This window comes from Terriglobus albidus, assembly GCF_008000815.1.
GTDB lineage: Bacteria > Acidobacteriota > Terriglobia > Terriglobales > Acidobacteriaceae > Terriglobus > Terriglobus albidus_A.
Window position 1 is genome coordinate 4069748 of sequence record NZ_CP042806.1, and the last position, 13553, is coordinate 4083300.

Annotated in this window: 19 protein-coding genes; all 19 read right to left on the reverse strand. The window is 58.7% G+C overall.

From position 1 onward, the window contains the following. Nucleotides 1–16: 16 nt before the first annotated feature. The 19 genes from rplE to FTW19_RS16205 all read right to left on the reverse strand — a co-directional run bounded on the left by rplE (nucleotide 17) and on the right by FTW19_RS16205 (nucleotide 13528). A complete protein-coding gene (gene rplE / locus FTW19_RS16115) occupies nucleotides 17–565 on the reverse strand; it encodes a 50S ribosomal protein L5 (protein ID WP_147648578.1) in 549 nt (182 codons plus the stop codon). Between the two features lie 91 nt (nucleotides 566–656). Further along, nucleotides 657–980: a 50S ribosomal protein L24 gene (gene rplX, locus FTW19_RS16120; RefSeq protein ID WP_147648579.1), complete on the reverse strand. Its 324-nt coding sequence runs from the start codon at nucleotides 978–980 to the stop codon at nucleotides 657–659. Nucleotides 981–1245: 265 nt separating this feature from the next. Next, the gene (gene rplN / locus FTW19_RS16125; protein WP_147648580.1) at nucleotides 1246–1617 is read right to left on the reverse strand and encodes a 50S ribosomal protein L14; all 372 of its coding nucleotides are present in this window, start codon (nucleotides 1615–1617) and stop codon (nucleotides 1246–1248) included. A gap of 63 nt (nucleotides 1618–1680) precedes the next feature. After that, nucleotides 1681–2001, reverse strand: a complete 321-nt coding sequence (gene rpsQ, locus FTW19_RS16130; protein WP_147648581.1) for a 30S ribosomal protein S17 — start codon at nucleotides 1999–2001, stop codon at nucleotides 1681–1683. Nucleotides 2002–2004: 3 nt separating this feature from the next. Then, nucleotides 2005–2289 (reverse strand): 50S ribosomal protein L29, encoded by a 285-nt coding sequence (gene rpmC / locus FTW19_RS16135; RefSeq protein ID WP_147648582.1) that lies wholly within the window; start codon nucleotides 2287–2289, stop codon nucleotides 2005–2007. Nucleotides 2290–2322: 33 nt separating this feature from the next. Next, complete coding sequence (rplP, locus tag FTW19_RS16140; RefSeq protein ID WP_147648583.1) at nucleotides 2323–2754, reverse strand: 50S ribosomal protein L16; 432 nt, start codon at nucleotides 2752–2754, stop codon at nucleotides 2323–2325. Between the two features lie 114 nt (nucleotides 2755–2868). Continuing rightward, nucleotides 2869–3537, reverse strand: a complete 669-nt coding sequence (gene rpsC, locus FTW19_RS16145; protein ID WP_147648584.1) for a 30S ribosomal protein S3 — start codon at nucleotides 3535–3537, stop codon at nucleotides 2869–2871. Between the two features lie 73 nt (nucleotides 3538–3610). Continuing rightward, nucleotides 3611–4111 (reverse strand): 50S ribosomal protein L22, encoded by a 501-nt coding sequence (gene rplV, locus FTW19_RS16150; RefSeq protein WP_147648585.1) that lies wholly within the window; start codon nucleotides 4109–4111, stop codon nucleotides 3611–3613. A 51-nt stretch (nucleotides 4112–4162) separates the two neighbouring features. Further along, a complete protein-coding gene (rpsS, locus tag FTW19_RS16155) occupies nucleotides 4163–4444 on the reverse strand; it encodes a 30S ribosomal protein S19 (RefSeq protein ID WP_147648586.1) in 282 nt (93 codons plus the stop codon). An 18-nt stretch (nucleotides 4445–4462) separates the two neighbouring features. After that, nucleotides 4463–5287 carry a 50S ribosomal protein L2 gene (gene rplB / locus FTW19_RS16160; RefSeq protein WP_147648587.1) on the reverse strand — a complete coding sequence of 275 codons (825 nt, stop codon included), beginning with the start codon at nucleotides 5285–5287 and terminating at the stop codon, nucleotides 4463–4465. Nucleotides 5288–5382: 95 nt separating this feature from the next. Continuing rightward, nucleotides 5383–5676 (reverse strand): 50S ribosomal protein L23, encoded by a 294-nt coding sequence (locus FTW19_RS16165; RefSeq protein WP_147648588.1) that lies wholly within the window; start codon nucleotides 5674–5676, stop codon nucleotides 5383–5385. After that, entirely contained in the window at nucleotides 5677–6348 is a 672-nt protein-coding gene (gene rplD, locus FTW19_RS16170) for a 50S ribosomal protein L4 (protein WP_147648589.1), read from the reverse strand. Nucleotides 6349–6492: 144 nt separating this feature from the next. Continuing rightward, nucleotides 6493–7236: a 50S ribosomal protein L3 gene (gene rplC / locus FTW19_RS16175; protein WP_147648590.1), complete on the reverse strand. Its 744-nt coding sequence runs from the start codon at nucleotides 7234–7236 to the stop codon at nucleotides 6493–6495. Between the two features lie 86 nt (nucleotides 7237–7322). Beyond that, nucleotides 7323–7643, reverse strand: coding sequence for a 30S ribosomal protein S10 (gene rpsJ / locus FTW19_RS16180; protein ID WP_147648591.1), 321 nt, complete (start codon nucleotides 7641–7643; stop codon nucleotides 7323–7325). A gap of 112 nt (nucleotides 7644–7755) precedes the next feature. Continuing rightward, complete coding sequence (gene tuf / locus FTW19_RS16185) at nucleotides 7756–8943, reverse strand: elongation factor Tu (RefSeq protein ID WP_147648592.1); 1188 nt, start codon at nucleotides 8941–8943, stop codon at nucleotides 7756–7758. A 55-nt stretch (nucleotides 8944–8998) separates the two neighbouring features. Further along, nucleotides 8999–11086 carry an elongation factor G gene (gene fusA / locus FTW19_RS16190; RefSeq protein WP_147648593.1) on the reverse strand — a complete coding sequence of 696 codons (2088 nt, stop codon included), beginning with the start codon at nucleotides 11084–11086 and terminating at the stop codon, nucleotides 8999–9001. 123 nt (nucleotides 11087–11209) lie between these two features. After that, on the reverse strand, nucleotides 11210–11680 hold the full coding sequence (rpsG, locus tag FTW19_RS16195; RefSeq protein WP_147648594.1) for a 30S ribosomal protein S7: 471 nt from the start codon (nucleotides 11678–11680) through the stop codon (nucleotides 11210–11212). 101 nt (nucleotides 11681–11781) lie between these two features. Then, entirely contained in the window at nucleotides 11782–12165 is a 384-nt protein-coding gene (gene rpsL / locus FTW19_RS16200) for a 30S ribosomal protein S12 (protein ID WP_147648595.1), read from the reverse strand. 613 nt (nucleotides 12166–12778) lie between these two features. Beyond that, nucleotides 12779–13528: a hypothetical protein gene (locus FTW19_RS16205; protein WP_147648596.1), complete on the reverse strand. Its 750-nt coding sequence runs from the start codon at nucleotides 13526–13528 to the stop codon at nucleotides 12779–12781. Nucleotides 13529–13553: the final 25 nt, after the last annotated feature.

A 13553-nucleotide genomic window follows, 5' to 3' on the forward strand; every position in this document is an offset into this window, starting at 1 on the left:
TTTCCTAATCCCTTCCTTAGTTGCCCTGGCGGAAGGGCATGCCGAAGTGCTTGAGCAGCGTACGCGCGCCGTGGTCATCCTGGGCTGTGGTCACGATGGTGACGTTCATACCCTTCAGACGCTCCACCTTGGAGTAGTCGATCTCCGGGAAGATCAACTGGTCACGCAGACCGAGCGTGTAGTTGCCGCGGCCGTCAAAGCTCTTCGGCGAAACACCCTTGAAGTCACGGACACGGGGCAGCGCGATGGTGATCAGACGATCAAGGAACTCGTACATCGAGTCGCCACGCAGAGTGACCATCGCACCGATTGCCTGGCCCTCGCGGACCTTGAAGGCTGCGATCGACTTCTTCGCCTTGGTCAGCACCGGCTTCTGACCGGTGATCTGCGCCAGATCAGAGACCAGGGGATCCATGATCTTCGAGTTCTGGGTAGCCTCACCCAGACCCATGTTGATGACAATCTTTTCGAGCTTCGGCACGGCCATCACATTCGTGATCCCGAGGTCCTTCTGAACCGCCGACTTCAGCTCTTTCGTGTACTTCTCTTTCAGGCGTGCTGCCATTGTGCTCTTCTCTTTCTCACGGTCCCGGAGTGGACTCTTTTTAGAGTCCGTATACCGTTGCGTGGGGTGATCCTAAACTCAGTTATCGTTCTTACTTCTTCTTTGAAGCCAGGGTCTCGCCGGTCGTTTTGGCGAAGCGCTCGCGCTTACCATCAACTACGCGGAAACCAACTCGAGTCGGGTTGCCCTGACCATCCAGCAACATCACGTTGCTGATGTGGATAGGAGCTTCCTGCTCGGCGATACCGCCCTTGATGTTGCGCTGCGGATTGGGGCGAACGTGCTTCTTCACCAGGCCCACGCCCTCAACCAGGACGCGATTGTTCTCGGAGATGACCCGCAGAACGCGGCCCTTCTTGCCCTTGCTCTTACCGGCGATCACGATCACCGTATCGTTGCGCTGAATATTCGGCATTGCTTGCTCCTTGTCCCCATGCGCATACCGCGCATGACAGGCCTCGGCGATGTACTGCGCCGGTCAGTCTTATTGAAAGTTTGTTTTGACGGGAAACGTCGGGCGGCTTGCCTGCCCCAAGTTTTTCCGAAAGCCCCGGTCGCATCTGGGTCCCCTTACAGGGCCAGTGGTCACCAAGACCAAACCTAAGAAGAATACCTTAAACCAACAGAAAAGTCATTGGCTGGTTCAGAAGCGGCGTGCTCCGAACCAGCCAGGATATTGCTTAGATGACCTCAGGGGCCAGCGAGACGATCTTCAGGAACTTCTTCTCGCGCAGCTCACGAGCGACGGGACCGAAGACGCGGGTACCCACCGGCTCGCCGGCATCGTTGATCACAACGGCCGCGTTCTGGTCAAAGCGGATGTAGGTGCCATCCTTGCGGCGCGACTCCTTACGCATCCGCACGATCACGCACTTTACAACCTTGCCCTTCTTCACCGTGCCATCCGGAGCGGCTTCCTTCACCGCTGCGGTGACCACGTCGCCAAGGCCGGCCTTCTTCCCCAGACCGCCGCCCAGCGGCAGAATCATCTGCAGGCGGCGTGCGCCGGAGTTATCGGCCACATCAAGAATCGTTCTCATTTGAACGGACATCTTCGTTCTCCTCAGTCAGCCTGCTGGCTATTCCGCCGCAGGCTCTCGTCGTTCGGGCCGGAATTACTCAGCCGCAGCTTCCTTGACATCCGGCAACTGGGCCAGGGCCGAGCGGCGGACTATCTCTTCCAGCGCCCAGCGCTTCAGCTTGCTGGTGGGACGGGTCTCGCGGATGCGGACCACATCGCCCACGCGGGCCGAATTCTGCTCGTCGTGCGCGTAGAACTTCTTGTTGGACTTCACAACGCGCTTGTACTTCGGGTGAGCCTTACGCATCTCGACCGAAACTACAATGGTCTTCTGCATCTTGGTCGAAACTACCTGGCCGACCTTCTCATTGCGGCGCGTCGCCTGCTCGTTCTGCTGTACTTGGGTCTCTGCCATGGGTTAGTCCTTCTTCGCTGCTTTCTTGGTTGCCTTCTTGGCCGCCTTCTTCGCCTTCACCGGCTCGGCCGAAGCCTCGACCGCAGCGGCTCCGCGGACGCCCAGCTGGCGCTCACGCGAGATCGTCTTCAGGCGGGCGACATCCTTCTTCAGCCCGCGCAGCTTCTTTACGCCCTCGTTGTTGCCCAGCGAGCGCTGAAACTTCAGACGGAACAGCTGTTCGGAGGCCTTGTCGGCCTCGGTCTTCAGCTCCGTATCGCTCAGATTACGAATCTTGTTCAGTTCCATAACTCTTCTCTCTTATCCCGTCGCCTGCCCGTATTACTTGGCGGCAACAACCTTCACGTCGTGGCGCTGCACAAACGTCGTCTTCAACGGCAGCTTATTGGACGCCAGGCGCATCGCCTCTTTCGCGATTTCGGGAGCAACACCCTCCATCTCGAACAGGATCTTGCCCGGACGAACAACCGCAACCCAGTGATCCAGAGCACCCTTACCGGAACCCATACGGACTTCGGCAGGCTTCTTGGTGATCGGCTTATCCGGGAACAGACGCAGCCACACCTTGCCGCCGCGCTTGATGAAACGCGTCATCGCGATACGGCTGGCTTCGATCTGGCGGTCAGTAATGTAACCGCACTCCATCACCTTCAAACCGTAATCTCCGAAGCTCAGCGTCGAGCCGCGCCACGCCTTGCCGCGCATCTTGCCCTTCTGCTGTTTCCGGAACTTAACTTTCTTTGGCATCAACATAGTGAAACCCTCTTCGCTCTTAGCTGCCGGCTACTTCGCCTTTCACCGGCAATACTTGATTCGTCAAATCATCCAACTGGCTGCCGGATTTCTCCGGCAGCCCATAACCTTGCTTTAGAACACGCCCGAGGTCGTGACCTGGTCGCGGCGCTTCTTCTGCTCGTAGATATCACCACGGTAGATCCACGTCTTCACGCCGATCACGCCGTACGTCGTACGAGCTTCGGCGAAGCCGTAGTCGATATCGGCGCGCAGCGTGTGCAGCGGCAGGCGGCCCTGCAGATACCACTCGGAACGCGCGATTTCGTTACCGTTCAGACGGCCGGAAACACGCACCTTGATTCCCTTGCAGCCGAAGCGCAGCGCCGAGTCGACGCTCTTACGCATTGCGCGACGGAAGCTGACGCGCTTCTCGAGCTGCAGTGCGATGTTCTCGGCAACCAGCTGGGCATCCAGTTCAGGCTTGTTGACCTCGAGGATGTCGATGAACACCTCGCGGTTGGTGCGCTTCTGGATATCGGCCTTCAGCTTGTCGATCTCCGCGCCCTTGCGTCCGATGATGATGCCCGGACGAGCCGTGCGGATGATCAGCCGCAGCTTGTTGCCGGGGCGCTCTACTTCCACCGAGCTCACGCCGGCGGCCTTCAGCTTCTCGCGGAGCTCCGCCTTCAGCTTGACGTCCTCGACCAGCAGCTTGTCATAATCGCGCTCCACGAACCAGCGCGACTTCCACGGCTTGTTTACGCCGAGGCGAAATCCGTAAGGATGGACTTTCTGTCCCATAAGCTATCCCTTCACTCCATCCGCGCCGGTCCATCTATTCGGCCGGTCGCGTTCAAATCTAACTAAACCTGCGTTACTTGGCAGCCTTCTTCGCTGCCGCCTTCTTCGCCGGAGCCTTCTTGGCTGCCGTCTTCTTTGCAGCCTTCTTCGGAGCCGCCGCCTTCACCTCAGCCGCGCCAGCGCCTGCAGCCGCACCGGCCTGCTGCTTCTCTGCAACGGTGATGATGATGTGCGCAAGCCGGCGCTGGTAGCGATACGCACGGCCCATCGGAGCCGGACGGATACGCTTCATACGCGGACCTTCGTTCGCGACAGCCTGCTTCACATACAGGTTGTCTACATCCAGGTCGAGGCCCTGCTCCTGTGCCAGGTAATTTGCGTTCTGCACCGCCGAACGCAGCACCTTCTCCACCAGCGGAGCGATGCGCTTCTTGGTGAACATCACGGTGGTCAACGCCGCCTCAACACGCTTGCCCTTGATCAGATCCAGCACCAGCTTGGCCTTCTGCGGGCTGGTCCGCTGGAACTTCGCTTCTGCGCGAAACTCGCGGGTCTGTTCTGCTGCCTGTGCCATAACTCTTCTCTCTTATCTCTTCAGGGGCGCCTGGCGCTCCCCGACTTTTCTTTACTTCTTCGCCGCCGACTCGGTCTTAGCCGCGTGTCCCTTGAAGGTGCGCGTAGCTGCAAACTCACCCAGCTTGTGGCCAACCATGTTCTCGGTCACGTAGACCGGGATGAACTTCTTGCCGTTGTGAACAGCAAGGGTGTGACCAATGAACTCCGGGTAGATGGTCGAGCGGCGCGACCAGGTGCGGATGACCTTCTTGTCATTCGCCTGGTTCATCGCTTCAACCTTCGTCATCAGGTGGGCGTCGATAAACGGGCCCTTCTTCATCGAACGTGCCATATCTCTTATCCCTCGACTTTACTTGGTCCGGCGGTTCACGATGAAGGCATCGGTCCGCTTGTTGTTACGGGTCTTGTAGCCACGGGTCGGCTGGCCCCACGGTGTCACAGGGTGGCGTCCTCCAGAGGTCTTACCCTCACCACCACCGTGCGGGTGATCGACAGGGTTCATCGAGACACCACGGTTGGTGGGACGGATACCGCGCCAGCGGTTCGCACCCGCCTTACCGATGGAGATGTTCTCGTGGTCGGTGTTGCCGACTTGGCCAACGGTTGCCATGCACTCAACCAGCACCTTGCGGGTCTCGCCGGAAGGCAGCTTCAGCAGAGCGTAGTCACCTTCCTTGGCGACGAGCTGTGCGCTCGATCCGGCAGAGCGCACCATCTGCGCGCCCTTGCCAGGGCGAAGCTCAACATTGTGCACCGTGGTACCGGCGGGAATGTTCTTGAGCGGGAGAGCGTTGCCGATCAGGATGTCGGCCTCGGGGCCGCTCATCACCTTCTGGCCAACCTTCAGGCCAAGCGGCTGAATGATGTAGCGCTTCTCACCGTCAGCATAGCTGATCAGCGCGATACGCGAGCTGCGGTTCGGATCATACTCGATCGTCGCCACGGTGCCCGGGATACCGTACTTGTCGCGCTTGAAGTCGATGACACGAATCTTCTTCTTGTGACCGCCGCCGATGTGGCGCACGCTCAACATACCCGTGTTGTTACGGCCACCGGTACGCTTCTTCGTCGAGAGAAGCGGCTTGTGCGGCTCGTTGGTCGTGATGTCGTCGTTCACCAGCTTCGTCTGGAAGCGCAGTGTCGGCGTAATCGGTCGAAATGTCTTGATCGGCATTGTCTCTGTTTCCTTGCCTGAGGCCAGCCGCATATTGTTTTCGCGGCTGGCGTCTTGAATCGTTCGGTTCACTCTTCCCTGTTGGGCTTACAGCCTTACAGGTTGTCGATATAATCCGGCATCTTCTCGCCGGCCTTCAGCTTCACGTACGCCTTCTTCCAGTCAGGGCGATAGCCGACAAAACGTCCGCGGCGGCGCTCCTTACCCGTAACATTGCTCGTACGTACAGTGGCAACCTTCACCTTGAAGAGAGCCTCAACAGCCTGCTTCACTTCGGTCTTGGTCGCCTCGGGAGCCACTTCAAATACCAGCGTCCCCTCGGTCTCCTTCACGCCCATGCCCTTCTCGGTAATCAGAGGGCGGCGAATCGTCGTATACAGGGTCGGCATTTATGCGACCTCCTTCACAGCGGGCTTGCGCTTGGATACGGACTTCTTCAGCGTCTCCTGCAGCGCCTCCAGGGCGTCCTTGGAGAAGACTGCATGCTCGTAGCGCAGCAGATCGTAGGGATGAACCTCGGAGCTGAGCACCAGCTCAACGCCATCCAGATTGCGGGAACCGAGGAACAGGTTGTCCGTCAGCTTCTTGCCCGACTCGACCAGCAGCGCCGTCTTCTTGGCATCCAGCTTGTCCAGAGCCTGGCGATAGAGCTTGGTCTTGGGCTCCTTCACCTCAAGGGTGTCAACCACCGTCAGCTTGCCGTCGGCCAGCTTGGCCGCAAGAGCCGAACGCAGAGCGCCCATCAGCTTCTTCTTCGGGAACTGGTACTCATAGCTGCGCGGCTGCGGTCCGTGAACCGTGCCACCGTGACGCCAGATCGGCGAACGAACCGAACCCACACGGGCGCGGCCGGTACCCTTCTGCTTCCACAGCTTCTTGCCTGAGCCCGAAACGAGCTTCTTGTTCTTCGTAGCAGCCGTTCCCTGGCGCAGCGCCGCACGGTAGTGCTTCACTGCCTCCCACAGGAGGGCCTCGTTCACCTCTGCGCCGAAGACCTCATCAGCAAGCTGAAACTCGCCGACCTGATCTCCGCTCAGATTCACAACCTTGATGTTTGCCATCTTCTTTTCCTTTTGGCTCCGTTCCATTGCGGAGACCGTAACTTACTGTCTGTTTTCATCCCGCAGTCAGGCCTATAGCCCCGCAGCCGATGGATCTACCGTCCAGGTGAAGCACACGAAGTGCCTCACCTGGACGATCAAGCTTTACTTCTTCTTACCAGCCGAAGCCTTCTTCGAAGCCTTCAGCGGGTCAACCGTACCCGAACCACCGAATCCACGACGCTCACGCGGCGGATGCTTGGCCTTCGAGATCAGCACATAACCATCACGCGGTCCTGGAACGGCACCCTCAACCATCAGAAGGTTCTCTTCGATGTCGATGCCGCGGATACGCAGGTTACGAACCGTGACCTGATCCACACCGTAGTGACCCGGCATACGCTGCCCCGGGAAGACACGGCTGGGGAACGACGAAGCGCCGATCGAACCCTGGATCTGGAACATGTGACCGTGCGACTTGGGGCCGCCGCCGAAACGGTGACGACGAACGACGCCGGCGAAACCGCGGCCCTTCGAAGTGCCGATCACATCCACAAACTTCTCGTCGGCGAAGATGTCGACCATGATGCGGTCGCCAGCCTTCACACCGTTTGTTCCCTCGCCCTCAGCTGCGGGAGTGGAGGCCTCGAGGCCAACCTCCTTCACGAACTTCACGGGAGGAACATTGCTCTTGGCAAAGTGGCCGGTCATCGGCTTGTTCACCTTGCTCGCCTTCACGAACTCAACCAGGCCGATCTGGGCGGCTTCATAGCCGTCCTTCGCCAGGCTCTTGAGCTGCGTGATTACACAGGGGCCAGCCTTCAGCACGGTGATCGGGTGAACTTCACCCTTATCGTCGAACACCTGCGTCATGCCGATCTTCTTGCCCAGAATTCCAGTTACTGCCATCTTCTTCTCTCCTCATCATGCGTCGGCTATCTTCCCGAAGCACTGTAGGTTTGCACTGCAAACTTTAGGTTTTCACTACAAAACTTTTACTTGGTAACGGTCTTGATCTCGACGTCCACACCGGCCGGAAGATCAAGCTTCATCAACGCGTCCACCGTCTGCTGCGTCGGCTCCAGAATGTCGATCAGACGCTTGTGCGTACGGATCTCGAAAGCTTCGCGCGACTTCTTGTCGACGTGGGGCGAACGCAGAACGCAGTACTTGTTCTTCAGCGTGGGAAGGGGAATCGGTCCCGCAACCTGTGCGCCGGTACGCTTTGCCGTCTCAACGATTTCGCCCGTCGACGTGTCAAGCACGCGGTAGTCATAAGCCTTCAGACGAATCCGGATTCTCTGTTGTCCTGCCATCTTCTTCTCTTTTCCTGCTGCAAAGATCGGGTTGAGGTGTGGCTGGCGCTGGTTCCACCAGCCACCCTAATTTGCTTGTTTTCGCGGACAGCTTCCACCATCCGCTGTGGTCTTACTTGACGATCTCAGCGATGGCGCCTGCACCGACGGTGCGGCCACCCTCACGGATCGCGAAGCGGAGACCCTTCTCCATGGCTACCGGCGTGTGCAGCGTTACTTCCAGGCTGACGTTATCGCCAGGCATCACCATCTCGCGGCCCTCAGGCAGCTTGACCGTGCCCGTCACGTCGGTCGTACGGAAGTAGAACTGAGGACGGTAGTTGGAGAAGAACGGCGTATGACGGCCACCCTCTTCCTTCGACAGGACATACACCTCGCCCTTGAACACCGTGTGCGGGGTGATCGACGCAGTCTTGGCCAGCACCATGCCACGCTCCACGTCTTCCTTCGCTACACCGCGCAGCAGAAGACCGGCGTTATCGCCCGCCAGACCCTCGTCCAGCTGCTTCTTAAACATCTCCACGCCGGTGACAACAGTCTTGCGGGTGTCGCGGAAACCAACGATCTCCACTTCCTCGCCTACCTTCACCTTGCCACGCTCGATACGGCCGGTAACCACCGTTCCACGGCCGGAGATCGAGAAGATGTCTTCGATCGGCATCAGGAACGAAAGGTCAACCAGACGGTCAGGCTGCGGTACGTTGTCGTCCACGGCCTGCATCAGCTCGTCGATCTTGGCTTCCCACTGTGCTTCGCCGTTCAGCGCGCCCAGAGCCGAGCCACGGATCACAGGAACGTCATCGCCCGGGAACTCGTACTTCGACAGAAGCTCACGCACTTCCATCTCCACCAGGTCGATCAGCTCAGGATCCTCAACCGCATCGCACTTGTTCAGAAATACAACGATGTACGGTACGCCTACCTGGCGAGCCAGCAGAACGTGCTCCTTGGTCTGCGGCATCGGACCGTCGGTCGCTGCCACCACCAGGATCGCGCCGTCCATCTGCGCCGCGCCCGTGATCATGTTCTTGATGTAGTCGGCGTGGCCGGGGCAGTCCACGTGCGCATAGTGACGGTTCGCCGTCTCATATTCCACGTGCGACGTCGAGATCGTAATACCACGCTCACGCTCCTCAGGAGCGTTGTCGATCGTGTCAAACGAACGGAACGCGTTCTTCGGATTGTGCTTCGACAGGACCTTCGTAATCGCTGCCGTCAGCGTCGTCTTACCGTGATCGATATGCCCAATCGTTCCCACGTTTACGTGCGGCTTCGACCGGTCAAATTTTTCCTTCGCCATCTTCTTCTCCGTCCTTAGCTTCTAAGAATTCTTGAGTCCGTCTTTGACTTCAGGCTTACTGCTTGCCCTGTACCTTGGCGATAATCTCTTCCGATACCGAGCGCGGAGCCTCTTCATAGTGTGCAAACTGCATCGAGAAGTTGCCGCGTCCCTGTGTCGATCCACGCAGGTTGTTCGAGTAAGCGAACATGGTCGACAGCGGAACCGTCGCCTTGATCACCTGCTGGCCGCCCTGCATCTCCATGCCCTCGATACGTCCGCGGCGGGAGTTCAGGTCGCCGATCACGGTACCCATGTAATCCTCGGGCACCGTCACTTCGACAGCCATCATCGGCTCCAGAAGTACCGGCTTTGCCTTCTTGGCGGCTTCCTTGAACGCCATGGAACCGGCGATCTTGAAGGCCATTTCGTTCGAGTCGACGTCGTGGTAGCTACCGTCGTAGAGCGAGACCTTGATGTCGACCATCTCGAAGCCGGCAAGCACACCACCCTGCAGCGCTTCCTGGATTCCCTGGTCGATCGGCTTGATGTACTCCTTCGGAATCACGCCGCCCTTGATGTCGTTCGAGAACTCATAGCCCTTACCAGGCTCATTCGGCTCGATACGGATCTTGGCGTGGCCGTAGTTACCCGAACCACCGGTCTGACGGATGTACTTACCTTCCGCCTCAGCCTGCTGACGGATCGTTTCACGATACGCAACCTGCGGCTTACCGACGTTCGCTTCGACCTTGTACTCACGCATCATGCGGTCGACGATGATCTCGAGGTGCAGTTCGCCCATACCCGAGATGATGGTCTGACCGGAATCAGGATCGGTGTGCACCTTGAAGGTGGGATCTTCCTGCGCCAGCTTCGCCAGCGCCATGCCCATTTTCTCCTGGTCGCTCTTGGTCTTCGGCTCTACCGCGACCGAGATAACCGGATCCGGGAAGTCGATGGACTCGAGAACGATCGGGCTCTTCTCTGTGCAGATGGTGTCGCCGGTGACGAGATTCTTCAGACCCACGGCGGCGCAGATATCGCCAGCCAGGATCTCTGTAATCTCTTCACGCTTGTTGGCGTGCATCTTCAGCAGACGGCCGATACGCTCGGTCTTGCCGGTACGCGGATTCAGCACCGTGTCGCCGGCCTTCAGAGCGCCCGAGTAGACACGGATGAAGATCAACTGGCCGACAAACGGATCGGTCATGATCTTGAAGCCCAGCGCAGCCAGCGGCTCGTTGTCATCTGACTTACGGGCCAGCTTTTTTTCCGGGTTGTCAGGGTCGATACCCTCAATCGGAGGAACGTCGAGCGGGCTCGGCAGGTAGTCCACCACAGCATCGAGCAGCGTTTGCACGCCCTTGTTCTTGAAGGAGGAACCCATCAGAACCGGGAAGATATGCATGCCGATCGTTGCCTTACGGATGGCAGCCTTCAGCTCGTCAGCCGATGGATCCTGACCTTCCAGGAACTTCTCCAGAAGCGCATCATCGCTCTCGGCAACAGACTCAATCAGCTGATTGCGGAAAGCAATCGCCTTCTCCTTCAGGTTCTCGGGAATCTCTTCGACCGAGTACTTGGCGCCCATGGTCTCGTCATGCCACAGAATGGCGCGCATCTCGACCAGGTCAACCACCCCCTTGAAGTTAGCCTCAGCACCAACGGCAATCTGCAGCATCACGGCCTTGGCGCCCAGACGGTCCTTGATGGTCTGAGTTGCATGCTCAGCGTCGCCGCCGTTCTTGTCCATCTTGTTGATGAAGCAGATACGCGGAACGCGGTACTTGGTAGCCTGACGCCACACCGTCTCCGACTGGGGCTGCACACCGGCAACAGCATCAAAGCAGGCTACCGCGCCGTCCAGCACGCGCAGCGAACGCTCCACCTCAGCCGTAAAGTCCACGTGGCCCGGGGTATCGATGATATTGATGCGGTACTTATTCCAGAAGCAGGTCGTCGCAGCCGAGGTAATCGTGATGCCGCGCTCCTGCTCCTGCTCCATCCAGTCCATGGTCGCAGTGCCTTCGTGCACCTCACCGATGCGATGGTTCACACCCGTATAAAACAGGATGCGCTCCGTCGTTGTCGTTTTACCGGCGTCGATGTGGGCCATGATGCCGATGTTGCGGCATTTGTCCAGCGAAATCGTGCGTGCCACTTTAGTTCTTCTCTTCTGCGAGCTTTCGCTCGCGGTTGCTTCCTAGTTGACTCCGGCGCATTGCTGCACCGGTACGACTCTTACTTCTTGACTGCGGCGGGTATTACCCGCCGCAGACGAAAACTACCAGCGATAATGAGCGAAGGCCTTGTTCGCCTCAGCCATGCGATGAACATCTTCCTTCTTCTTCATCGCGGCGCCGCGACCATTAGCCGCATCCAGCAGCTCGGCGGTCAGCTTATCGACCATGCCCTTTTCGCCACGCGAACGGCTATAGGTCACCAGCCAGCGGATTGCGAGCGAAGTACGACGCTCCGGGTTCACTTCGATCGGCACCTGATAGTTGGCGCCGCCCACACGGCGGCTCTTCACTTCCAGCAGGGGCTTCACGTTCTCCACGGCCTTCTTGAACAGCTTGATCGCCTCATCGCCACCCTTGGCCTCGAGGTTCTTCATGCTCTCGTAGAAGATGTTCTGGGCAGTCGACTTCTTGCCGCCCCACATCATGCTGTTCACGAACTTCGTTACCAGGGTGGAGCTGTACACCGGATCCGGAGCAACTTCCCGCTTCGAGATATGACCTTTACGTGGCATTCCTTCTCTTCCTCTTCTTCCCCTGGAGCCGTCAACATCTCAAGCAACCAGGCTTTTGCTTCAGGCCGCATCCGCGACCCTCGGCAGCTAATACTCAACGACTACTTGGCGGCAGCCTTCGGACGCTTGGCGCCGTACTTCGAACGGCTCTGCTTACGGTTGGCAACGCCAACCGAATCCAGCGTGCCGCGCACGACGTGGTAACGAACACCCGGCAGATCCTTCACACGGCCACCGCGGATCAGCACAATCGAGTGCTCCTGCAGGTTGTGGCCAATGCCCGGGATATACGTCGTCACTTCGATTCCGTTCGTAAGGCGGACACGTGCCACCTTACGCAGAGCCGAGTTCGGCTTCTTGGGGGTCTGGGTGTACACACGGGTGCAGACTCCGCGACGCTGGGGCGAACCCTGCAATGCGGGGCTGGCCGTCTTGTAGCGGGGCGCCGTGCGGCCCTTCTTCACGAGCTGATGAAACGTAGGCACTCTAAAACTCCTTGCAAATCGCTTCCAAACTACTTACCGGCAAGCCCGGAGCCCGCAATAAGCCCCAGAACCGCCGTCCAACCTAAACCTTGCGCACTCGCGCAAAATCTCCAGACACCGTTTCCAGGCACCTGGACGAAGCCCACAGCTTCGAATTCCCTTTTACCCACGGCCCATCCGCAGCCACGGGGCACCACCAAACCAACCAAGCGAATAACAGTCGACGGTGGCCAGGTCTCTCCGCCCACAAACACACCTTGAGATTTTCACTCAAAGCAGCCTGCAGACCAGCCCGACTCCGTTTCGCTGTTCCGGCCCACATAGCCCATCCCGGGAGGAGGGTGTCGCAGGCTCGATCGAGGGGTTCGCATCCGTCAAGGCCATTGGCCTCCACATTGCGATATCTCTATTCTATCCGGAATTTCGCACAGGGTTTTCCACCGGTTATCCCCAGTGATCCCTCCCGCACAGAGCTTTTTCTGCCCTACCCGCCGCCAGGAGCTCACTTCTGCCCACACGCGGACGAGTTCCGGAAATACGCGGAACCTCCAAACAATACCAAGAAGTATAAAAAGAGTCAATTTTTGGGCCAGAGCGTGCCATCACGCAGTCTTCAGTGGGCGTGAAAGAGCCTGTGGTTGACGTCCGGCCAGAACTCCTTAATCAGGTCGCTCACGCCATCCAGGGCGACTGAGGTCACCCAGCGCTGGCCGGTCTTGGTCCAGGTCCGTTCTCTTCCCGGGTAATACAGGGTGGCGACTCCCGCGGCGGCGCCATTACCGACAACTTCTCCAAAGTTAAAGCTGCGGTGGTCACTATCCGTACGCGTCACCACCAGCCGGGAGAGCGAATACCCTGTACGCTTGATCAGCCCGCCATGGCCCATGGTGTAGTAACGCGGGTCCTGCCGCGCAATCGTCGGAACCACAGCCTCTGACATCAGGTTGCCGCCCACATTATCGGCAAAGCTGTGCCAGTAGTAGCGACCGTATCCTGCGGCGCCCTGGCGAAACTCCGGGTAGGAGTTCTGCGCCATCCCAACCCCAGCCATAATGCCGACATAGGCGAACGCCGAATAGTCAAAGCTGTCCTGCGTCATCAGCTTGAACTTTTCCTTCGGCGAGAGCGGCGGCAACACCTGATCCGCCGATACCGAGCGGAAGTTGGGCAGGACGCCGAGAATCCGCTTGGTCTGCTGGCCGTCCTCGGGATGCACCTTTGCCTGTTGCTGCGGTTGGGGAGAGTCCGGAAGAGACGACGAAACCGGTACTGCTTCTGCATGCACTACGGGCGAAAGGGCTATACCGCCGGCAAGCAAAAGTGATCCTGCAAATCGGGTACAACATGCCAGAGTGGTTTTCAAAAAAGAGTTCCTCTTTCTCAAGAGA